The 19530-nt window shown below is 59.2% G+C and carries 25 protein-coding genes; 16 read left to right on the top strand and 9 right to left on the bottom strand.

Going from position 1 to position 19530, the window contains the following annotated elements; all coding sequences use genetic code 11:
- Positions 1-5 precede the first annotated feature (5 nt).
- From BT179_RS21990 to BT179_RS22025, 8 genes are all read left to right on the top strand, one after another.
- On the top strand, positions 6-1169 hold the full coding sequence (locus BT179_RS21990) for a phage tail protein (RefSeq protein WP_072432278.1): 1164 nt from the start codon (positions 6-8) through the stop codon (positions 1167-1169).
- Entirely contained in the window at positions 1166-1675 is a 510-nt protein-coding gene (locus BT179_RS21995; protein ID WP_072432279.1) for a phage tail protein, read from the top strand. Before BT179_RS21990 ends, BT179_RS21995 begins: the two co-directional genes overlap by 4 nt.
- Positions 1676-1705: 30 nt before the next feature.
- Positions 1706-2806, top strand: a complete 1101-nt coding sequence (locus BT179_RS22000; protein ID WP_072432280.1) for a phage tail protein — start codon at positions 1706-1708, stop codon at positions 2804-2806.
- Between the two features lie 7 nt (positions 2807-2813).
- A complete protein-coding gene (locus BT179_RS22005; protein WP_072432291.1) occupies positions 2814-3374 on the top strand; it encodes a tail fiber assembly protein in 561 nt (186 codons plus the stop codon).
- A gap of 114 nt (positions 3375-3488) precedes the next feature.
- Complete coding sequence (locus BT179_RS22010) at positions 3489-4400, top strand: gp53-like domain-containing protein (RefSeq protein ID WP_072432281.1); 912 nt, start codon at positions 3489-3491, stop codon at positions 4398-4400.
- A gap of 12 nt (positions 4401-4412) precedes the next feature.
- A complete protein-coding gene (locus BT179_RS22015; protein WP_072432282.1) occupies positions 4413-4847 on the top strand; it encodes a phage tail assembly chaperone in 435 nt (144 codons plus the stop codon).
- Between the two features lie 22 nt (positions 4848-4869).
- Positions 4870-5433, top strand: coding sequence for a glycoside hydrolase family 19 protein (locus BT179_RS22020; RefSeq protein ID WP_072387825.1), 564 nt, complete (start codon positions 4870-4872; stop codon positions 5431-5433).
- Positions 5415-5951: a lysis system i-spanin subunit Rz gene (locus BT179_RS22025; protein WP_177305133.1), complete on the top strand. Its 537-nt coding sequence runs from the start codon at positions 5415-5417 to the stop codon at positions 5949-5951. Before BT179_RS22020 ends, BT179_RS22025 begins: the two co-directional genes overlap by 19 nt.
- Positions 5952-5991: 40 nt before the next feature.
- On the opposite strand, the gene BT179_RS22030 is transcribed toward BT179_RS22025, so the two are convergent.
- On the bottom strand, positions 5992-6654 hold the full coding sequence (locus BT179_RS22030; RefSeq protein ID WP_072432283.1) for a glycosyltransferase family 25 protein: 663 nt from the start codon (positions 6652-6654) through the stop codon (positions 5992-5994).
- 168 nt (positions 6655-6822) lie between these two features.
- Between BT179_RS22030 and BT179_RS22035 the strand changes: the two genes are divergently transcribed.
- The 3 genes from BT179_RS22035 (at position 6823) to recX (ending at position 8935) form a co-directional block, all read left to right on the top strand.
- On the top strand, positions 6823-7323 hold the full coding sequence (locus BT179_RS22035) for a CinA family protein (RefSeq protein WP_072432284.1): 501 nt from the start codon (positions 6823-6825) through the stop codon (positions 7321-7323).
- An 83-nt stretch (positions 7324-7406) separates the two neighbouring features.
- Positions 7407-8459: a recombinase RecA gene (recA, locus tag BT179_RS22040; RefSeq protein ID WP_072387821.1), complete on the top strand. Its 1053-nt coding sequence runs from the start codon at positions 7407-7409 to the stop codon at positions 8457-8459.
- Between the two features lie 8 nt (positions 8460-8467).
- Complete coding sequence (gene recX / locus BT179_RS22045; protein WP_072387819.1) at positions 8468-8935, top strand: recombination regulator RecX; 468 nt, start codon at positions 8468-8470, stop codon at positions 8933-8935.
- 43 nt (positions 8936-8978) lie between these two features.
- Here the strand turns inward: recX and BT179_RS22050 are convergent, their stop codons facing one another.
- Complete coding sequence (locus BT179_RS22050) at positions 8979-10097, bottom strand: LOG family protein (RefSeq protein ID WP_072387817.1); 1119 nt, start codon at positions 10095-10097, stop codon at positions 8979-8981.
- Between the two features lie 444 nt (positions 10098-10541).
- Here BT179_RS22050 and BT179_RS22055 point away from each other — a divergent pair, with 444 nt between their 5' ends.
- On the top strand, positions 10542-10736 hold the full coding sequence (locus BT179_RS22055; RefSeq protein WP_072387815.1) for a hypothetical protein: 195 nt from the start codon (positions 10542-10544) through the stop codon (positions 10734-10736).
- On the opposite strand, the gene BT179_RS22060 is transcribed toward BT179_RS22055, so the two are convergent.
- The gene (locus BT179_RS22060; protein WP_072387813.1) at positions 10737-11159 is read right to left on the bottom strand and encodes a quorum-sensing-regulated virulence factor family protein; all 423 of its coding nucleotides are present in this window, start codon (positions 11157-11159) and stop codon (positions 10737-10739) included.
- 149 nt (positions 11160-11308) lie between these two features.
- Between BT179_RS22060 and BT179_RS22065 the strand changes: the two genes are divergently transcribed.
- The 3 genes from BT179_RS22065 (at position 11309) to BT179_RS22075 (ending at position 13383) form a co-directional block, all read left to right on the top strand.
- A complete protein-coding gene (locus BT179_RS22065; protein ID WP_072388725.1) occupies positions 11309-12076 on the top strand; it encodes a tRNA-uridine aminocarboxypropyltransferase in 768 nt (255 codons plus the stop codon).
- 216 nt (positions 12077-12292) lie between these two features.
- Positions 12293-12946, top strand: coding sequence for a response regulator transcription factor ErdR (gene erdR, locus BT179_RS22070; RefSeq protein WP_072387810.1), 654 nt, complete (start codon positions 12293-12295; stop codon positions 12944-12946).
- A 71-nt stretch (positions 12947-13017) separates the two neighbouring features.
- The gene (locus tag BT179_RS22075) at positions 13018-13383 is read left to right on the top strand and encodes a diacylglycerol kinase (protein WP_072432285.1); all 366 of its coding nucleotides are present in this window, start codon (positions 13018-13020) and stop codon (positions 13381-13383) included.
- A 4-nt stretch (positions 13384-13387) separates the two neighbouring features.
- Here BT179_RS22075 and BT179_RS22080 read toward each other — a convergent pair whose 3' ends face one another.
- Positions 13388-14314 (bottom strand): LysR family transcriptional regulator, encoded by a 927-nt coding sequence (locus BT179_RS22080; protein ID WP_165887761.1) that lies wholly within the window; start codon positions 14312-14314, stop codon positions 13388-13390.
- 122 nt (positions 14315-14436) lie between these two features.
- On the opposite strand from BT179_RS22080, the gene fpr reads away from it, so the two are divergent.
- The gene (gene fpr, locus BT179_RS22085) at positions 14437-15216 is read left to right on the top strand and encodes a ferredoxin-NADP reductase (RefSeq protein WP_016966062.1); all 780 of its coding nucleotides are present in this window, start codon (positions 14437-14439) and stop codon (positions 15214-15216) included.
- Positions 15217-15307: 91 nt separating this feature from the next.
- Here the strand turns inward: fpr and tsaA are convergent, their stop codons facing one another.
- The 5 genes from tsaA to rimO form a co-directional block, all read right to left on the bottom strand.
- On the bottom strand, positions 15308-16006 hold the full coding sequence (gene tsaA, locus BT179_RS22090) for a tRNA (N6-threonylcarbamoyladenosine(37)-N6)-methyltransferase TrmO (protein WP_072432286.1): 699 nt from the start codon (positions 16004-16006) through the stop codon (positions 15308-15310).
- A gap of 129 nt (positions 16007-16135) precedes the next feature.
- The gene (locus BT179_RS22095) at positions 16136-16597 is read right to left on the bottom strand and encodes a YehS family protein (RefSeq protein ID WP_072387804.1); all 462 of its coding nucleotides are present in this window, start codon (positions 16595-16597) and stop codon (positions 16136-16138) included.
- 63 nt (positions 16598-16660) lie between these two features.
- Complete coding sequence (locus tag BT179_RS22100) at positions 16661-17371, bottom strand: rRNA pseudouridine synthase (RefSeq protein WP_072432287.1); 711 nt, start codon at positions 17369-17371, stop codon at positions 16661-16663.
- 82 nt (positions 17372-17453) lie between these two features.
- Complete coding sequence (locus BT179_RS22105; protein ID WP_072432288.1) at positions 17454-17927, bottom strand: GNAT family N-acetyltransferase; 474 nt, start codon at positions 17925-17927, stop codon at positions 17454-17456.
- Between the two features lie 180 nt (positions 17928-18107).
- The gene (gene rimO, locus BT179_RS22110; protein WP_072432289.1) at positions 18108-19448 is read right to left on the bottom strand and encodes a 30S ribosomal protein S12 methylthiotransferase RimO; all 1341 of its coding nucleotides are present in this window, start codon (positions 19446-19448) and stop codon (positions 18108-18110) included.
- Between the last annotated feature and the right edge of the window lie 82 nt (positions 19449-19530).

Raw genomic sequence — 19530 nt, forward strand, 5'->3', positions numbered from 1 at the left:
GAGCGATGGATTACCCAAAAAGTGTGCCCAGCGCCGGCTTGGTGAATGGCAAGTTCGTGGATGAAAATCCCCTGACGGGAACGCCGGGCTCCCTGATTCCGGCAGCTTGGGGAAATGGCGTGACCCAGGAAATCTTGAATGTCATCAACGCGGGTGAATTGACGCCGGATGAGACCCGAAACGATCAGTTGCTCCAGGCGATCCAGTCCGTGGCGGCCAAGGGCTGGAATCAGGATCAGGCGCTGCCGCTTGCCGCTTTACCCTTGCCTGCGATCGCCACAGTTGATTCCCGGATGACAGTCACTCCGGTGGCGATATCGACCAGCGGGGGACGCGTTTCGATTCCTGGAGGCGTCTATATCAGCATTGGACAAGAGTTGGTAAGCGGACAGTTGGGTCGTTCGCGTACCTACGTCACGACGGCGTGGAGCAGCGCCGACTTGCTGCCCAGCTCCAGCTATTTCCTGAGAGTGCAGGCTTCCGGTAATTCACTAGCGTTTTACCTGCAGCGTGGAAGTCTGTACGACGCGACGCCGGAAACGCTCAAGGGCTCTTTCAATGGAGCTTCCGGTGGTGGATTTCCATCCACATCGCTGGATATGTGCCTGGCTTGGGTAATGACCGGGGCGCCGGGCTCGTTGCCTACGGTACGCTCGATCTACAACCGGACCCGATTGAGCTGGACTCAAACCGTGAACGGCACCGGCGTGGTGTATCTGCCACTGGACCCTCATGCGCGTTCGGCACAACTTATCGCGGGCAATCCTACGCCGTCCTCCAGCTCTATCACTTCGCTGGCATTCGCCCAGGCTGGGTGGCTCGGCGGTAACTACAGCTACTTATCTCCGGTTGCAACATCGCCGACAAGCAATTCAGTGGGCTGGAGCAATCTCGCGAGCCCGACGATGTGTGTGCTGTTTTCCAACAATGTGGTCAATGACGTGACGGTCGCAACGGTCACAGCCAGTTTTGACCATTCCCAGCTACGTTCGCTGTGGCAGTGTTTTCAGGCTGAGCACACGCTGGGCGCGAACAATGCCGACAGCGACGAACTGCTCCTGAGCATGGGGATCAAGGGGCACCAGGCGCTGACCGATTACAGCGTGGGCATCGCCGTCAATTTTACCAACGCCGTCAACGTCCATCTGTCCTGGGAGCTGATCCGATGAAGGTCATTCAGGAACTGCATCAATACGAAGAGGGACTCCGTCCGCCTCCACCCTCCCCAGCCCACATCTGGGAGGAGGGTGAATGGGTGATTGCCGACGAGCATGCTGCCCAGCTGCTGCATCTTGACGGCGAACGCCTGTGCGACAGGCTGGACGGTGCTGCGGACAGCGCACGTCGGGCCTTGGCAGGCGATCCATTACGTGCCCTGGAATACCAGCAGGCGGCCCTTGAGGCTCAGGCATTCAAGGATCAGGGCTACCCGAAAAAAGCCGTGCCGTCGTCCGTTTCCGCGTGGGTCATCAAGGGGCGCACAGCCAGGCAGGCGGCAGACCAGATCCTCGCCAAGGCCGCCGAGTTCGATTCGAACCTGTTGGCGCTTCGCCAGATACGACTCAAGGCCAAGGCGCACATCCGCGCACACATGGCGAAGGGAAAATCGGACCTGGCGAAAGCGGTTTTCGATGAGGCGTTCGCCAGCATCGAGGTATTGCGCTCCGGCGCCTGATCCTTTCATTTATCTGTAGAGAAATAACATATGGATTATCCAAAAAGCGTTCCCAGCGTCGGGCTGGTGAACGGACGGTTCGTGGACGAAGATCCGCTGGCAGGTACACCCGGCTCATTGATTCCGGCGGTCTGGGGCAATGGGGTTACCCAAGAGATCCTCAATGTGATCTCGGCGGCCGGCATGACGCCTTCAGAAGCGGACACCGGGCAATTGATCAAGGCGTTGCAAGCCATTCTTGGACGCAGCAGTCCGATGCGCTCGGTGGTGACTCGGTTGACGGCATCAAAGACGCTTGTTGCCGAAGAGTTGGGGTTGGTGTTGATCGATGCCAGTGCCGGTGCGAACACGGTGACGCTACCTGCGGCTAATACGGCGCTGGGTATTCGTGATGTGATTGTCCGGCGAGTGGATAACAGTGGGAATCGCCTGATGGTACGGGCCTCCGGTAGCGACAGGATTCGGTTTCATACCCATCTGGCGGCCAGTGGCTACCCGTTTCTGGTATTGATGGGCAGCGGCGACTGGTGGCATTTGCGCAGTGACGAAGCGGGTGCCTGGTGGCCGGTGAGTCGCTTCGATGCGACCGCGTTGGGACGCATTTCCTTCGAAAGCACACGCCAGGTGATACCCGGTGGATATGCGGTGCTCAACGGGAACCTGCTGTTGCGTAGCGAGTGGCCCTGGTTGTGGGATTACGCCCAGCTGTCCGGTGCGTTAGTGACCGAGGGTAACAGGGGAGGAAACGAAGGCGCCTGGACCAGCGGAGATGGCGCCACGACCTTTCGACTGCCTGATATTCGGGGCGAGTTCCTGCGTGTGCTGGATGAGGCTCGAGGGGTAGATGCCGATCGTGCGTCGGGCAGTAGACAAATGTACGCGTTGGAAAGCCACAACCACTATTTACCTACCAGCTCAGGTAGCGCCAATCGTCCTGGGCCTGCTATTGCCGATGCTTCTTGGGACGTGACACGGGACGTCAATGCTGCACCCGCGACGGGGATAGTGGGTACGACCTATCCGAATCCGCTTTTTTTCTCCAGTGGAGACGCCGTTGGCAATATCGGAGTCTTCAGCACGGAAACCCGGCCCAGAAACATCGCCTACCCCGCCCGAATCAAATTGATCTGAGGTGATCATGTTCATTTATCTGTTTGACGAAACCGGTGTTCTATCTGGTCCGGTAGAGCTTTTTGTCACGCCTGGCCTGGGCATTCAAATACCCAGCAATGGCATCCAGCTTTCCTTTGAGCTTCCGCCCGCTCAGGAGCATCACTCCTGGGTCATGGTCAATGGCGTTCCGCGGGAGATGGTGGACCGGCGAGGTCCGGTTTATCGCAAGGATAACGGTGCCGTGCTGCAATGGAGCGAATTCGGTGAGTTGCCGAACCCGTATACGGCGGAGCCGTGGCCCGGTAGCTACCACGTCTGGCGCGACACTGCCTGGGTATTTGACCAGACGCTACAGCTTGCGGATCTCAAGCGCGAAGCGTTGGTAAAGCGTGACAAACTACTGCGAGAAGCTGTTCAGAAAATTGCTCCCTTTCAGTATGCCGAAGACCTCGGCGAAGCCAACGATCAGGAGCAACTGGCGCTGATGGAATGGAAACTCTACAGCGTTGAGTTGAATCGAATCCAGAATCAATCCGGTTATCCAACCGAGATCAATTGGCCGGTGATGCCGGCCTCTGTTGTTTAAAGCAACCGGTACGGTACCAAAGTTGTTCGAATGCTTCAGAAGGTGTTGAGACTTCAACAGCTCGAGCTCTCGGCTGCCTGTTTTTCTGTCATTTGAATACCAAGGGAGAAAAAAGTGGATTATCCAAAAAGTGTTCCGAGTGCGGGCTTGGTGAATGGCAGGTTTGTAGACGAGAACGCCTTGGCTGGGACGCCAGGATCATTGATCCCCGCCAGTTGGGGGAATGGCGTCACACAGGAAATAATCAACGTCATTCAAGCCGCCGGTATTACCCCCTCGGAAGAAACTTACAATCAGTTACTGGCGGCATTGCGCGGCACTGGATTGTTTCTTACCGCTCCTCAGTTCGATAACGATAAGACCGTTGCTACAACAGAGTTTGTAGTCCGCAACGGATTGCAGTACGCCGGCTTTGACGTGTATTCCACACATGCGGCTTTGACATCCAGGGATATTGGTGGAGTCGCCAGTTTTGCCAGTGAAACCCCGGTTACCGCCAAACTGCCCGCCACGACGGGCGTCCTGCATGGCGCCACTGTCAGGATTATCAACGCAGGCAATGGCGTAGTGACTATATCGACGAGCTTGGCGACCGATAAGTTGTCGGGATCGAACGGAGCAGAGGGTACCGTTAGCATCGGGTTAGGGGAGACCGCGGAGTTCATCAAGCTCAATGCCCAATGGCGTCTGATTGGTGGAACGGCCACCTCGAAGTATTCGGCCATGTTCTCTTCGTCGTTACAGCCCAATGGATGGAAACGTATTCCCGATACCACCAGTCCGACGGGCTATGTCATCGAACAGTGGGGAATTTCATCGAGCGGCACGGATGCCAATGGCGTGCTGGTGACGTTTCCCATGTCGTTTCCGAATGCGGTCAGGAATATCAACGTGACCGATGGAGGACCGACCTGTGCGTCGTTCGGCGTCTCATTTGGTTCCCTGAGTCAGTTCAGGCTTTATGGTCGGGATCACAATGGTGTCTACGCGAACTGGACTGGGCTCTGGCGTGCAATTGGTTATTGAAAGGATGCCGTTATGCTGATTTTTTATGCTCCAACCACGGGTGGATTCTACAACTCCATCGATCATGCAAATGAAATTCCCAAAGATGCTGTTGAGATTTCGGAGCACGCATACAGTGCATTGTTCGCAGCCCCTTTTTTAAATAGGTGTATCACGTCGGACGACATGGGGTATCCGGTGCTTTCGGAGCTTGAGGTCGACAGGATCGAGACGCAGATACTCAACGAAACACATTGGCGTGACGCTCAGCTCACCGCCACCGATCGCCTCGTAGCCCGGGATCGCGACGAGATGGACGACGGCGGCGGTACGACGCTGGATCAGGCGCAGTACACGCAGCTCCAGGCCTATCGGCGAGCCCTTAGAGATTGGCCCCAGGACGAGCTGTTTCCCGCGGCTGAGCACCGCCCCGTCGCGCCGCCCTGGTTGAAAGCGCAACTTCAGTGATGTTTTTTTCGATGGTCGGATTATGGACGTTACCCAGCAGCAACTCATCAAGATCATGCCCGACGCCCGCTCTCAAGCGGGCGTTTTCGTTCCTGCGCTCAACCATGCGATGAGCCGTCACCGGATCGATACGCCCAAACGCGTTGCTGCGTTTCTGGCGCAGATCGGCCACGAGTCGGGGCAGTTGCGATATGTGCGGGAGCTTGGCAGTGAAATGTATCTAAGCAAGTACGACACCGGCGCGTTGGCCGTTCGCCTGGGAAATACTCCCCAGGCCGACGGCGACGGCCAGAAATATCGGGGGCGTGGGCTGATCCAGATTACGGGCCGCGACAATTATCTGCGGTGCAGTCTCGGTTTGTTTGGCGATGAACGTCTGCTGGCCTTGCCGGAACTGCTGGAACAACCACAGTGGGCATCCGAATCGGCTGCCTGGTTCTGGGAGCAGAACGGCTTGAACGAACTGGCCGACCGTGACCAGTTCAACAGTATCACTCGGCGTATCAACGGCGGCTTGAACGGCCTGGAAGATCGTCTGCAACTTTGGGCGCGGGCGAGGGCGGTGTTATGCCAGTCTTCGACCTGATGCCTTTTTCCTTCCGTACTCTCGGGATTGTTCTCTTGCTGGCGCTGCTGGTCGCTGGTCCAGCTACGCTGGTGTGGCGACTCCAGGATTGGCGCTATGGTCGTCAACTGGCGCAAATGGCCCAGTCCCAAGCCGAGACCCTGAGTCAGTTGAGCCAGGCGGCGACAGCGCAACAAAAGGCCGAGCAAGAGAAGCGACTGGCCCTGGAACAGCAACTTTCTGCCAGCGAACACACCCACTACCGAGCCTTGAGCGATGCCCAACGTGACCAGGATCGCCTGCGCGATCGCCTTGCTACTGCCGATGTCCGGCTGTCAGTCCTCCTCGACGCCCACGATGCCTCCCCCGGTTGTGCGGTGCCTGCCGCCACCGGCTCCGGCGGCATGGATCATGGCCCCCTACGCGCCCGACTTGACCCGACGCATGCTCAACGAATTATCGCCATCACCGATGAAGGCGACCGTGGATTGATCGCCTTGCGGGCTTGCCAGGCGTATGTCAGGGCGTTGGGTCAGTAATCCGTCGAGTCGTTGTCGACCGGAAAGAATCTTGCCTGGTTTACCGGTTCACGCCCAGAACTGTCATGTAGAAGTTCTTTACTGCCGACCAGACGTGCCTATACCAATTGTTTCTCCAGAACGAATCATCGTTAGGAGCAATGTCTTCTATGTCGCTTGAAACGAGATGAGCGGGTTGCTGGCCGAACATCATGGGTAAAACGCAATGTTGTTTGATCTGGGCCCTTACGACTCTGTCGATGGGCTCTGAACGGTATTCAAGCTTTACAAACTCCGAGCAGCCTCGTTTGCTGAGTATATAAGCGTGCAGTGCGGTTACCCGGCCGCGAGCGATGGAAAAATTCCAGGTCAGCCATATTTTCCCCATCGTGTAACCGAGATGGAGAATGGAAAAATTTTCCGTCGAAATAAAGCGATTGATGTTGCGGACTGTCTGTTTTGAGAAGAAATACTGCAGTGCATCGTCTTCCAGGATCAGGACGTTTGAATAGTTGCGCTGCAATGCAATCTCTGCGCACTTCAAATGCGAATTGAAGCAGCCTCTTGCCGGATTCTCTCTATCAGGATCGACCAGTACGAACTCTATGTCCAAACCTGAGCGTTTCATGGTTTCAAGCAGTAGCAGCCTGCGATCCTTCCGATCCTTGAGGCTGATGCAGAGTACGCCATCAACCGAAAGGCGGCTGAGATCCTTGGTTTTCATTCCATCGTTCCGACTGTCATGGGCAACTGAATATAGCGAGGTTTTTTCGATGTCCATAGCGTGGTCTGGACGTGTCCCGAAAAACAGGACGCTCTCCCGGGCCCCAGCCTTGCAAGCTTCCAACGCTCGTGTACGGTAGGCGTCATTGCGTCGAATCAGGAGAGCGTCATGGATGAGATTACCGAGCTGGCCGCCGAACTGGGCCGGTGCCTGCAGTTGCTCAATGTCCATGTGACCACCGCCGAGTCCTGTACCGGTGGCGGGATTGCCGAGGCGATCACGCGAATTCCAGGCAGTTCGGCTTGGTTCGAAGCCGGTTTCGTCACTTATTCCAATCGCCAGAAGACCCGGCAACTGAATGTGCCGGACGAACTGTTCGGCACGGTGGGAGCGGTCAGTCGCGAGGTGGTCGAGGCCATGGTCCGGGGCGCCCAGCGACAGGGCCAGGCGCGGTTCGCCGTGGCGGTCAGCGGTATCGCTGGGCCGGACGGCGGTTCCCCGGGCAAGCCGGTGGGCACCGTGTGGCTGGCCTGGGGCGTTGGCGAGACGGTCTTCAGCGAGCAGCGGTTCTTTGCGGGCAACCGCGACGAGGTCCGCCGACAAACGGTGAAGGCCGCGCTAGAGGGGCTGCTGCAACATGCCGCCGCAGAAATCTCAAATCGGGGGTAGGCGATCCACGATCCCTGTGGAATAATACTGGCTACTTATACAGGTGTTGGCCGTCAGGCCTTATTGATTACGTGAGGACTTTAATGGACGACAACAAGAAGAAAGCCTTGGCTGCGGCCTTGGGTCAGATCGAACGTCAATTCGGCAAGGGTGCCGTAATGCGTATGGGCGATCAGGACCGTCAGGCTATTCCTTCCATCTCCACCGGCTCCCTGGGCCTGGACATCGCGCTTGGCATCGGCGGCTTGCCAAAAGGTCGTATCGTTGAAATCTACGGTCCTGAGTCCTCCGGTAAAACCACGCTGACCCTGTCCGTGATTGCCCAGGCCCAGAAGGCCGGCGCGACCTGCGCCTTCGTCGATGCCGAGCACGCCCTGGACCCGGAATATGCCGGCAAATTGGGCGTCAATGTCGACGACCTGCTGGTCTCCCAACCTGACACTGGTGAGCAGGCACTGGAAATCACCGACATGCTGGTGCGTTCCAACGCGGTTGACGTGATCATCGTCGACTCCGTGGCGGCACTGGTACCTAAAGCCGAAATCGAAGGTGAAATGGGCGACATGCACGTGGGCCTCCAGGCTCGCCTGATGTCCCAGGCCCTTCGCAAGATCACCGGTAACATCAAGAATGCCAACTGCCTGGTGATCTTCATCAACCAGATCCGCATGAAGATCGGCGTGATGTTCGGCAGCCCGGAAACCACCACTGGTGGTAACGCCCTGAAGTTCTACGCCTCGGTCCGTCTGGACATCCGTCGTACCGGCGCAGTGAAGGAAGGCGACGAGGTTGTCGGCAGCGAAACCCGCGTCAAGGTTGTGAAGAACAAGGTGGCTTCGCCATTCCGTCAGGCCGAGTTCCAGATTCTTTACGGCAAGGGCATCTACCTCAATGGCGAGATGATCGACTTGGGCGTGTTGCACGGCTTCGTTGAAAAGTCCGGTGCCTGGTACGCCTACAACGGCACCAAGATCGGTCAGGGCAAGGCCAACTCGGCCAAGTTCCTGGCGGACAACCCGGAAGTGGCTGCGGCCCTCGAGAAGCAATTGCGCGACAAGCTGTTGAGCCCGGTTGCGGACGTCAAGGCGTTGGCTAACCGTGAGACCGCCGACGATCTGGTTGACGCTGATATCTGATCAAATCGATGACCGCCGTACTCGATACCCTCGTCGCGGTGCGGCGAACTGCGATGGACCTGCTCGCCAGACGCGAGCACGGTCGAGTCGAACTGACGCGAAAACTGCGTCAGCGTGGTGCCTGCGATGAGTTGATCGAAACGACCTTGGATCGCTTGACGCAAGAGGGTCTGCTGTCAGAGGCCCGTTATCTGGAAAGCTTCGTTTCCTATCGGGCTCGCTCCGGTTATGGACCGTTGAGGATTCGGGAGGAACTGGGTCAACGCGGCCTGCAGCGTTCGGATATCGAACAAGCCCTACGTGAAAGCGGTATCGATTGGCAGGATCAGTTGATGGAAACCTGGCGTCGCAAGTTCTCTGGGCATCTACCCGTCGATGCACGGGAACGGGCCAAACAAGGTCGGTTCCTGGCGTACAGAGGCTACTCCATGGAAATGATCAACCGCTTGTTCAGCGGTCGAGGACTGGATGATTGAAAAACGGCCCGCTATTTCGATAGCGGGCCGTTTTTTTATGGGTTCAGGTGACCTTGATCGTCTCCCAGGCAAGCGGATGGGCCTTGGGGTAGGGTTGGGCCCAGTTTTCCGGCAAGTTGATGAAGTCCACCAGCGCCCTCAACCGACCATGGTCGCGAGCGTTGAAGTTGAATGCCAATCGCGTCAGGTGGCTGAACCGTGCTTCATCAGGCTCGTCGCCGTTGTAGGCCAGCTGATGAAAGCGATCGTTCAGGCACAGGTCGGCAAACTCCACTTGCATCTGTTCCAGGGCCTGCTCGTTGAGCTTGTGGTTCATGCGGATCACGAACTGATGCTTGAGCCAGCGGCTGGAATGGAAGTTACGATAGAACTGGTTGATTTCCTCCACGGCATCTTCGGCGGTGTATACCAGGCGCATCAGCTTCAGGTCGGTGGGCAGGATGTAGCGGTTTTCCTCCAATTGTTCGCGGATGAAATCCAGGGCGCTTTGCCAGAACTTTCCTCCGGGAACGTCCAGTAATACTACCGGTACCAGTGGGCTTTTACCGGTCTGCACCAGCGTCAGCACTTCCAGTGCTTCATCAAGGGTGCCGAAACCACCCGGGCAGAGCACCAGCGCGTCGGCCTCCTTGACGAAGAACAGTTTGCGAGTGAAGAAGAAGTGGAAGGGCAACAGGTTCGGCGTGCCTTCGACGGTCGGGTTTGCATGTTGTTCGAAAGGCAGGGTGATATTGAACCCGAGGCTGTGCTCGCGGCCGGCGCCTTCATGAGCGGCGGCCATGATGCCTCCGCCTGCGCCAGTGATGACCATCATGTCCGAGCGGGCCAGCGCCGCTCCCAGCTCCCTCGCCAGGCCATACAGGGGATGTTCGATAGGCGTTCGTGCGGAGCCGAAGACAGTGACCTTGCGGCGCCCCTTGAACTGTTCCAGCGTGCGGAATGCCTGTTCCAGTTCCCGCAGGGCCTGCAACGTGATCTTGGCGTTCCAGCGGTTGTGGTCTTCCTGGGCCATGCGCAGCACGGTCAGGATCATGTCTCGGTAGATGGGGAGGTTGGGGCTGTTGGGTGACACCAGGTTGAGTTGCTCTTCGACCTTGCGGATAAGGTCGTGGCCATGGTTCTCAAAATGACGATTGAGCAGGTCATTTGGTTTGTAAGGCATCAAGCTTCTCCTTCTTGACGGAACCCCGACCCGGGCGAAAGGTTCGCCGGGGCCGCGACACTCCGTGTGTCGCCGTCAATCCAGGCGCTCGCCTGGGCGTTCGATTTGGCCTGAACCTGTTTACATATCATCGATCAGGCCATCCACCGGGTTCCGTATGTCCCTTGGATTTAAGAACAATCACACGGCAAGGTAGGGTGGCAGCCTCGTTCTGCCCAAAACATATTCATGAAGTGAGTCGATCTTGCGTTGCCATGATCATGGCGCTCAAAAGTGACCGTTGGCAACCGCTGGATGAAAGCTTTGGAGTAGCGCACCGCTCGTCCGATTGCCAGTTGCACGCATGCCGCTCTGATTTACTGATAACAGGCGTGTCAATGCAGTTCGATGCCCATGGCTGGGCACGCGATGGATTGAAGCGAATCGGGCAAGGAGGCGGGAGAAATGAGCAGGGTAACCCTGGAACTCGACAGGCAGTTGTATCTGACGCTGTTGGAAGCGGCCCAGGCCAATCGAATCAGCCTCGAGGAAGAGTGTTGTCGTCGCTTGGAGGGCAGGACCTGGCGCTCGCGATACCTGCAGGCGCTGGTGGCGGAACTGCGCGCCGACGATGAACAGCGACGCGCACGCTCGGGCTGATTACTTCTTGGTCTTGGCCGGTTTTGGGCAATCCGACTCCTGGAAGCGTTCGGTCGCGACCGGGCGGTTGGTTTTGACCTCGGTAAACTCGTAGCGCATGGTGGCGCCCTTGGCCATCAGCTTGCGAAAGCCCGGATTGGTGCACACCTTGGAGCCCAGCTGGAAATACACGGCCTTGGGGTCGGCGCGCATCTTTTCGGCATGGCTGCTCTGCACGCTGAGGTGGTTGATCAACTCGGTGCCTTCCACCGTGTAGCCCTGATCGAGAATGTCTTCATTGATCGCCCGGGGGGTGCCAACGCTGCTCTCCCTGGCCACGTTCTGCAACATCTTGTTCAGTTCGAGTTCTTTCAGCGAGGCAGCCTGGGCGCTGAAGGACGTCGCCAACAGAACGGCAACGGTAGGGACGGTAAGGCGCAGCATGAAACTCTCCTGGTTCAGTGACTGGTGGTTCGACCGGTCACGTGACTGTGCGTTCATTGGCGGCGAATTATAGGGGAGGCGAGGTGGACGGTACAGGCTCGTGCGCTCTGGTAGACTGCCGGCCTTCATTGCGCTGTCGAGTGTCGTTCGTGTCGAGTTCTCCCGCCTGTCGGCTTCATGCCCCTAACGCCGTAGCCCGCCTGCGCGATCAGCGCATCGATGAGGGGATCAAGCCGCTTCAGGCCCGTGGCTGGCGCGCACCCCGTTGCAGTGCCTGCCGGGTGATCCAGAGCCATTGCCTGTGTGCCTGGCGACCGAAGGTCGAAGCCCGTTCCGGGGTTTGCCTGATCATGACCAACAAGGAAGTGTTCAAGCCCAGCAACACCGGGTGGCTGATTGCCGACGTGGTACGCGACAATCATGCCTTCATCTGGTCGCGCACCGAGGTCGACGGACAATTGCTGGCGTTGCTGAATGACCCTCAATGGCAACCCTACCTGGTGTTTCCGGGTGAATACGTCGAGCCGTTGCGGGTCACCCACACCGTAGACCTGGATCGTTCCAGGCGACCGTTGTTCATTCTGTTGGACGCGACCTGGACGGAGGCGCGCAAGATTTTCCGCAAGAGTCCCTATTTCGACCAGTTGCCGATCCTGAGCCTGCTGCCTGACAAACTGTCGCGCTACCGCTTGCGCCGTTCCACCCGCAGCGAGCACCTGTGCACCGCCGAAGTGGCGGCGCTGTGCCTGGAGCTGGCCGGGGATCATGATGCGGCCTCTGCCCTGGACGCTTATTTCGATGTGTTCAGCCAGCATTACCTGGGCGCCAAGGGGCAACGGGAAGTGGATGTATCGACCCCGGCTCACGCTGAGCTGTTGCCCTTTATTGATACGGCTCAAGGGGCAGTGGCCGGATAGTGGCCCATACTGGAGACAGTGGTGGCCGTGCTGCTTGACCACCCCGGCTTCGCTGGGCATGCTTGGCGCCGACCGGGGCATGGCCAAGGTTTGAAACGCCATACCGTGCTGGCGTGAACAGTTCCCTCTGGATGCCGCCGCCATGGTGGGTGTCCCGAGTGGCTCTGGTGAGGTGCGATCATATCGGCCTGCCATAAGAACAGGATCATTTGAACAATGGCCACATACGAAATCCTGATTGCCGATGACCATCCGCTCTTTCGTAGCGCGTTGCATCAGGCAGTGACCCTGGGCCTGGGCCCGGATGTCCGGCTGACGGAGGTGGCCAGTATTGCGGAACTGGAGAGCCGGTTGACCGAAAAGGCTGACTGGGACCTGGTGCTGCTGGACCTGAACATGCCGGGAGCGTATGGATTTTCCGGATTGGTACTGTTGCGCGGTCAGTATCCGCAGATTCCCGTGGTGATGGTTTCGGCCCAGGAGGAAGCGTCGGTGATGGTCAAGGCCCGGGAGTTCGGTGCCAGCGGGTTCATCCCCAAGTCCAGTTCGCTTGAAATGATCCAGAAGGCGGTGAAGGCGGTCCTGGATGGTGATGCTGCCTGGCCGCCCCAGGCATTCGAGGCAGTGAGCGTGTCGGAAGAGGCCAAGGCCGCCAGCGAAGGCCTGGCCAGTCTCACGCCGCAACAGTTCCGGGTACTGACCATGGTCTGCGAAGGTTTGCTGAACAAGCAGATCGCTTATGAATTGAACGTCTCGGAGGCCACCATCAAGGCCCATGTGACGGCGATCTTCCGAAAGCTGAACGTGCGCACCCGGACCCAGGCGGCCTTGTTGTTGCAACAGCTTGAGTCAATTTCACCGCAGCCCTAGTGTGTCTGTTCACGCTTTTTTGACCGGGTTTGAATTAGCTTCTCCACTCCTTTCGATCAGTTGCCCATCCTATGTCACCTTTTAAAGGCCAAACCGGCCTGAAACGCATCCTCAACGCCTCCGGCTATTCCCTGGATGGCCTGCGCGCGGCCTTTGTCGGCGAAGCGGCGTTCCGTCAACTGGTCCTGCTCAACGTCATCCTGATCCCGCTGTCGTTCTTCCTGAACGTCAGCCGTGTCGAGCAGGCGCTGTTGATTGCGGTCTGCCTGCTGGCGCTGATCGTCGAACTGCTCAATTCGGCGGTGGAGGCGGCCATCGACCGCATTTCCCTGGAACTGCACCCGCTGTCGAAGAATGCCAAGGACATGGGCAGTGCCGCCCAGCTCGTCGCCCTGACGATGATTGCGCTGGTATGGGGCGTGATCCTGCTGCAGTAGCGCTTCAGGCAATGGCCGGCAGGACGATTTCGTCGCTGCGTTGCGCGCCGGCGGTGAACGCCCGGCACAGCTCGAGAAACTCGCGCATCGCCGATGTCTGGTATTTCTGTTTGTGCCAGATGAAGTAGAACTGCCGCGCCAGGTCCATGTCCGGGGTTTCCACGGGGACCAGGCTGCCCCGACGGAACGCATCGCGCAGGGCCAGGCGTGAAATGCAGCCGATCCCCAGGCCGGATTCCACGGCGCGCTTGATGGCTTCGGTGTGTTCCAGTTCCAGGCGGATGTTCAGCGCGCTGCGATGATGGCGCATGGCTTGGTCGAAGGTCAGGCGAGTGCCGGAGCCCTGTTCCCGCAGAATCCACGCTTCATGGGTCAGTTCCTCCATGGTCGCCTGGCCGCGCCTGGCCAGTGGATGCTGGGGCGCGCAAAACACCACCAGCTCGTCCTCGACCCAACTCTGCACTTCGATATCCGGATGGCTGCAATCGCCTTCGATTAGACCCAGATCAATTTCATAGTGGGCGACCTGATGCACGATATTGGCAGTGTTCTGTACATGCAGCTTCACCTGGCTTTCCGGATGGCGCTGCATGAAACCGCCGATCAGCAGGGTGGCCAGGTAATTGCCGATGGTCAGGGTGGCGCCAACCGCCAGTGAGCCGAAGCCGGACTTGCCGTTGAGCAGGTCTTCGATCTCCTTGGCCTGGTCCAGCAACGCCACCGCCTGGGGTAGCAACTGTTTGCCCAGGGCGTTGAGGCTCAGGCGCTTACCGGCGCGGTCGAACAACTGGCAGCTGGACTGGCGCTCCAATTCGGTGATGGAGGTGCTGGCAGCCGATTGCGACAGATTGAGCTGGCCCGCAGCACGGGACACGCTCTCCTGCTGGGCGACGGCGACGAAGACCTGAAGTTGACGTAGAGTAAATCGCATATCGATATAACCGATAACCCTTATCTTAATAATCCATTTAACAGATATTGTCGCCGCTATTAGAATGCGATGCAATTGCGCTCCTTCCCGGCGCAGGCATCATTTCCAGGAGTCCCCCGTACATGAGCAACATGAACCACGAGCGTGTCCTCAGTGTTCATCACTGGAACGACACTCTGTTCAGCTTCAAGTGCACCCGCGATCCGGGCCTGCGCTTCGAGAACGGTCAGTTCGTGATGATCGGCCTGCAGCAGCCCAACGGCCGCCCGCTTATGCGCGCTTACTCGATTGCCAGCCCGAACTGGGAAGAGCATCTCGAGTTCTTCAGCATCAAGGTGCCTGATGGTCCGCTGACTTCCCAATTGCAGCACCTGAAGGAAGGCGACGAGATCATCATCAGCAAGAAACCCACCGGCACCCTGGTGCTGGACGACCTCAAGCCGGGCAAGCACCTGTACCTGCTCAGCACCGGCACCGGCCTGGCGCCGTTCATGAGCGTCATCCAGGATCCGGAAACCTATGAGCGTTTCGAAAAAGTGATCCTGTGCCACGGCGTACGTTACGTCAACGAAGTCGCCTATCGCGAGTTCATCACCGAGCACTTGCCGCAGAACGAGTTTTTCGGCGAAGCGCTGCGTGAAAAACTGATCTACTACCCGACCGTGACCCGCGAGCCGTTCGAGAACGAAGGCCGCCTGACCGACCTGATGCGCAGCGGCAAGCTGTTCCGCGACATCGGCCTGCCACCGATCAACCCCCAGGACGACCGCGCCATGCTGTGCGGTAGCCCGAGCATGCTGGAAGAAACCAGCGAAGTGCTCAACAGCTTCGGCCTGACCGTTTCGCCGCGTATGCGCGAGCCGGGGGATTACCTGATCGAACGGGCCTTCGTAGAGAAGTAAGCCCGCGAAGAAGACGACTCGGTCCAACCGATCGCCATTGAAATAGCCCGCGTCGCCTGGATAAGGCGGCGCGGGCTTTTTCGTTCCAGGATCATTGTTTCGCCGGAATCACTTCCAGCACGCGGATCAACCCCAGCCGCGGATAATGCCAGCGAACGTCCACATCCCAGAATTGCGCGCCATATTCCCGTTCCGCTGTCGGCACCTGGTACGCCGGGCGGGGGTCCTGGGCCAGGCACTGTTCGATCAGTTCCACCAGCGGCTCCTGCAGGCGCATGGCGTGGTCGCGGGCTTGGTGCAGGGCAGGGGGCGCCCATTGCACGGGGACCGGCTCGGGCGCTGCGCTGGCGATGCTGTTCGAAGCCGTGCCAATGATGTCGGCGTAGGGCACGTAGGGCTTGATGTCCAGTACCGGTGTACCGTCCAGCAAGTCGATGCCCGAGATCCACAGACGAGCGGCTTCGACCCGTTCCAGCTTGACCACGGATTGGCCGATGCCGTTGGGGCGATGGGTTGCCCGGGTGGCGAATACCCCCATGGATTTGTTGCCGCCCAGGCGAGGCGGACGCACTTTCAGCCGAGGTTTTTTTTCCAGGGCCTGGTGGAACAGGAACAGCAACCAGACATGGCTGACCTGCTCCAGGCCCTGCACGGCGTCGCCCTGGTCGAACGGCGCCACCAGCTCCAGCACGCCGCGAGCGGCAGGCGCCAGGTGAGGTTGCCGTGGGATGGCGAACTTTTCCTTGAAACAGGAGTGGACGAAGCCGACGGGGGAGACGTTGTAAGTCATGGGATGAAATCGACGCCAGATGGAGAGGGCATGATAACGCGGGAGCTGCAATCGGCACTGTCCTCTGTGGTGAGGGGAATTATCCCCACTGGACGTGCAGCGTCCCCTCGCCATCGCGGCCCTGGGAAGTCAGCCGCGAACGCGCAGCGTCAGCCCCTTGAGGAAGTTGCGCAGCAACTGGTCGCCGCACGGGCGGTAGTTGGTGTGGCCGAACTTGCGGAACAGCGCGCTCAGTTCCGGTTTGGACACCGGGAAGTCCGCAGACTTGAGGATGGCGTGCATGTCGTCTTCCTTCAGTTCGAAGGCCACTCGCAGCTTCTTGAGGATGATGTTGTTGGTCACCGGCACTTCGATGGGCAGCGGTGGGCGGCTCTCGTCCTTGCCCCGTTTGAAGATCACCAGGCCGTCGAGGAAATGCGCCATGACTTCGTCGGGGCAGAACACGAAGCCTTCTTCTTCATCCTTCTTGAGATAGCCCGCCAGGTCCGCCAGGGACACGTCCAGGCCGCCCAGCTTGATGATCTCGATGACTTTCTTGTCGCTGATATCGAGCATGTAGCGCACGCTGCGCAGTACGTCGTTGTGAATCATGTGTGCAATCCTGATCAATCGGCGGTGGGTGCCCAGCGAGGTGCGGCACCGGAAGAAGTGACTTTAGAATTTCTCTTTGGCGGACAGGTAGCGCCACTGGCCCAGCGGCACCTTGCCGATGGACACGCCGCCGATGCGGATCCGGCGGATGGCGACGGCCTTTAGGCCGACCGCCTGGCAGAGCAACGCGATGATGCCCGGCTGCGGGTTCTTCAGCGCGAAGCGCAGGCGGTTCTCGTTCTGCCAGCTGGCCTTGACCGCGGGTAACTCCTTGCCCTTGTAGGTCAGGCCATGGTTCAGGCGGTTGAGGCCGTGGGCAAGCATCTCTCCCTCGACGTCCACGACGTATTCCTGCTCGATCTTCGCGGCGTCGGCGGTGAGCTTGCGCAGGATCTTCCAGTCCTGGGTGAACACCAGGAGGCCGCTGGCATTGGCCTGCAGGTCGGCGCTGGCGGTCAGTCTCATGAAATGGCCCTTGAGCGGACGTTTGCCGAAGCGGTGCTCTTCGCTCAGGGTCTGCGGGGCCAGGCTCGCCATGGCGGTGTCCACGTCCATGCCCGCCGGAACGTTCAGCAGCAGGGTCACCGGCTCCGGCGCGGTGGCCTTGGCTTGTGGGTCGAGTTCGACCTTCTGGGTGGTGACCTTGAACTGCGGTTCGTCGACGACCTCGCCATCCACGGTGACCCAGCCGCCCTCGATGAACAGCTCAGCCTCCCGGCGGGAGCAGCCGACAAGTTCGATGAGGCGTTTGGAGAGGCGTATCGGGTCAGTCATGACAAGGCCGTAGCAAAAAGAGGGTGGGCATTGTACCTGCGTGGCGCCGGTTAATCGCGGTTCCATTTGCCTCGTGTGGCTTTTAGCCGCGCACGGCCTTCAGGCCGGGCTGCCTGTAGCGCATATGCAGCAACGGGTATGGCTGGCCCATGCCGTCCCGCGCCGAGCGGCCGACCACTTCGAATCCCTGCTTGAGATAAAAGCCCAGGGCCTGCGGGTTCTGTTCGTTGACATCCAGCTGATCGGCGTTCATGTGTTCCATGGCGTAGTGCAAGAGTTGCTTGCCCAGGCCCTGGCCCCGGTGCTGTGGGTCGATGAACAGCATTTCGATCTTGCCCGCCGCGACGCCGGCGAAACCGGTAATGCGCTGGCGCGCGTCCCGGGTGCAGATGAGCATTACCGCATCCAGGTAGCGGGTGAGCACCAGGTTCTTCAGCAGCTCGATGTAGCTGTCCGGAAGAAAATCATGGGTTGCCCGCACCGAAGCTTCCCAGACCTGGGTCAGTTCCTGGTAATCGCTGGATTTCGGGGTATGGATGACCGAGTGCTGGCGCATGCCCGCCTGTTCCTTGTGCTGAATGTCCCGGGTTTCTCCATACGATAGCCGTAAAAAAGCCCCGCATCTTGTCGCAAGGCAGGGCTTTTTGGTTTTTTCGAGGCTGGCGAATCAATGGCTGCAGGCACGGACCTGTGACCCTGGCCACAAAAGTCACCTGGGCCTGGGTCCACGCCAGGATCAGGCGATCTGCTCAGCCCACAGATCGTACTCATCGGCATCGGTCACCTTGCACCAGACCTTGTCGCCCGGCTTGAGATGGCTGCCGTTGTCGATGAAGACGTTGCCATCGATTTCCGGGGCATCGAAGAAGCAGCGGCCCACGGCGCCTTGCTCGTCCACTTCATCCACCAGGACCTCGATTTCACGGCCGATGCGCATTTGCAGGCGCGCCGAGCTGATTGCCTGCTGATGCGCCATGAAGCGCTCCCAGCGGTCCTGCTTGACGTCGTCCGGCACGACGTCCAGGGCCAGGTCGTTGGCCGGAGCACCTTCCACCGGGGAATACTGGAAGCAGCCGACGCGATCGAGCTGGGCTTCGGTCAGCCAGTCCAGCAGGTACTGGAAGTCTTCTTCGGTTTCGCCGGGGAAGCCGACGATGAAGGTGGAGCGGATGATCAGGTCCGGGCAGATTTCGCGCCAGTTCTTGATGCGAGCCAGGGTCTTGTCTTCGAACGCCGGGCGTTTCATGGCCTTGAGGACCTTCGGGCTGGCGTGTTGGAACGGGATGTCCAGGTACGGCAGGATCTTGCCGGCGGCCATCAGTGGGATCAGTTCGTCCACGTGCGGGTAAGGGTAGACGTAGTGCAGGCGGACCCAGACGCCGAGGGTGCCGAGGGCTTCGCACAGTTCGGTCATGCGGGTCTTCACTGGCGCGCCGTTCCAGAAGCCGGTGCGGTATTTCACGTCGACGCCGTAGGCACTGGTGTCCTGGGAGATCACCAGCAGTTCCTTGACGCCGGCCTTGACCAGGCGCTGGGCCTCATCGAGCACATCGCCCACCGGGCGACTCACCAGCTTGCCGCGCATCGACGGGATGATGCAGAAGCTGCAGCTGTGGTTGCAGCCTTCGGAAATCTTCAGGTAGGCATAGTGGCGTGGGGTCAACTTGATGCCTTGTGGCGGCACCAGGTCGATGAGCGGGTTGTGGTCCTGCTTGGGGGGCACCACCTCATGCACCGCGTTGACCACCTGCTCGTACTGCTGCGGGCCGGTCACCGCCAGTACGCTGGGGTGCACGTCGCGGATGTTGCCTTCTTCGACGCCCATGCAGCCGGTGACGATGACCTTGCCGTTTTCCTTGATGGCTTCGCCGATCGCTTCCAGGGACTCGGCCTTGGCCGAATCGATGAAACCGCAGGTGTTGACCACTACCACGTCCGCGTCCTGATACGTGGAAACGACGTCATAGCCTTCCATGCGCAGCTGGGTCAGGATGCGCTCGGAGTCGACCAGAGCCTTCGGGCAACCCAGGGAAACGAAGCCGACCTTGGGATTGGCTGGCGTGGTAGTGGTGGACATGTCTAACCTCGGTGTAGGGGGATCGTCTCTTGGGAGACAGGGCGCCTGGCGCGCCTCTGATCAAAAAGTGCGCAATTCTAGC

Origin of the sequence: Pseudomonas sp. NFACC43 (assembly GCF_900119645.1) — a bacterium.
In the GTDB taxonomy this organism is placed as follows: domain Bacteria; phylum Pseudomonadota; class Gammaproteobacteria; order Pseudomonadales; family Pseudomonadaceae; genus Aquipseudomonas.

What these genes read in the sequence shown, in the direction of transcription:
- BT179_RS21990 (WP_072432278.1), top strand. Translation starts at nt 6, where the DNA reads ATGGATTACCCAAAAAGTGTGCCCAGCGCCGGCTTGGTGAATGGCAAG.
- BT179_RS21995 (WP_072432279.1), top strand. Translation starts at nt 1,166, where the DNA reads ATGAAGGTCATTCAGGAACTGCATCAATACGAAGAGGGACTCCGTCCG.
- BT179_RS22000 (WP_072432280.1), top strand. Translation starts at nt 1,706, where the DNA reads ATGGATTATCCAAAAAGCGTTCCCAGCGTCGGGCTGGTGAACGGACGG.
- BT179_RS22005 (WP_072432291.1), top strand. Translation starts at nt 2,814, where the DNA reads ATGTTCATTTATCTGTTTGACGAAACCGGTGTTCTATCTGGTCCGGTA.
- BT179_RS22015 (WP_072432282.1), top strand. Translation starts at nt 4,413, where the DNA reads ATGCTGATTTTTTATGCTCCAACCACGGGTGGATTCTACAACTCCATC.
- BT179_RS22020 (WP_072387825.1), top strand. Translation starts at nt 4,870, where the DNA reads ATGGACGTTACCCAGCAGCAACTCATCAAGATCATGCCCGACGCCCGC.
- BT179_RS22025 (WP_177305133.1), top strand. Translation starts at nt 5,415, where the DNA reads ATGCCAGTCTTCGACCTGATGCCTTTTTCCTTCCGTACTCTCGGGATT.
- BT179_RS22030 (WP_072432283.1), bottom strand. Translation starts at nt 6,654, where the DNA reads ATGAAAACCAAGGATCTCAGCCGCCTTTCGGTTGATGGCGTACTCTGC.
- BT179_RS22035 (WP_072432284.1), top strand. Translation starts at nt 6,823, where the DNA reads ATGGATGAGATTACCGAGCTGGCCGCCGAACTGGGCCGGTGCCTGCAG.
- recA (WP_072387821.1), top strand. Translation starts at nt 7,407, where the DNA reads ATGGACGACAACAAGAAGAAAGCCTTGGCTGCGGCCTTGGGTCAGATC.
- recX (WP_072387819.1), top strand. Translation starts at nt 8,468, where the DNA reads ATGACCGCCGTACTCGATACCCTCGTCGCGGTGCGGCGAACTGCGATG.
- BT179_RS22050 (WP_072387817.1), bottom strand. Translation starts at nt 10,097, where the DNA reads ATGCCTTACAAACCAAATGACCTGCTCAATCGTCATTTTGAGAACCAT.
- BT179_RS22055 (WP_072387815.1), top strand. Translation starts at nt 10,542, where the DNA reads ATGAGCAGGGTAACCCTGGAACTCGACAGGCAGTTGTATCTGACGCTG.
- BT179_RS22060 (WP_072387813.1), bottom strand. Translation starts at nt 11,159, where the DNA reads ATGCTGCGCCTTACCGTCCCTACCGTTGCCGTTCTGTTGGCGACGTCC.
- erdR (WP_072387810.1), top strand. Translation starts at nt 12,293, where the DNA reads ATGGCCACATACGAAATCCTGATTGCCGATGACCATCCGCTCTTTCGT.
- BT179_RS22075 (WP_072432285.1), top strand. Translation starts at nt 13,018, where the DNA reads ATGTCACCTTTTAAAGGCCAAACCGGCCTGAAACGCATCCTCAACGCC.
- BT179_RS22080 (WP_165887761.1), bottom strand. Translation starts at nt 14,314, where the DNA reads ATGCGATTTACTCTACGTCAACTTCAGGTCTTCGTCGCCGTCGCCCAG.
- fpr (WP_016966062.1), top strand. Translation starts at nt 14,437, where the DNA reads ATGAGCAACATGAACCACGAGCGTGTCCTCAGTGTTCATCACTGGAAC.
- tsaA (WP_072432286.1), bottom strand. Translation starts at nt 16,006, where the DNA reads ATGACTTACAACGTCTCCCCCGTCGGCTTCGTCCACTCCTGTTTCAAG.
- BT179_RS22095 (WP_072387804.1), bottom strand. Translation starts at nt 16,597, where the DNA reads ATGATTCACAACGACGTACTGCGCAGCGTGCGCTACATGCTCGATATC.
- BT179_RS22100 (WP_072432287.1), bottom strand. Translation starts at nt 17,371, where the DNA reads ATGACTGACCCGATACGCCTCTCCAAACGCCTCATCGAACTTGTCGGC.
- BT179_RS22105 (WP_072432288.1), bottom strand. Translation starts at nt 17,927, where the DNA reads ATGCGCCAGCACTCGGTCATCCATACCCCGAAATCCAGCGATTACCAG.
- rimO (WP_072432289.1), bottom strand. Translation starts at nt 19,448, where the DNA reads ATGTCCACCACTACCACGCCAGCCAATCCCAAGGTCGGCTTCGTTTCC.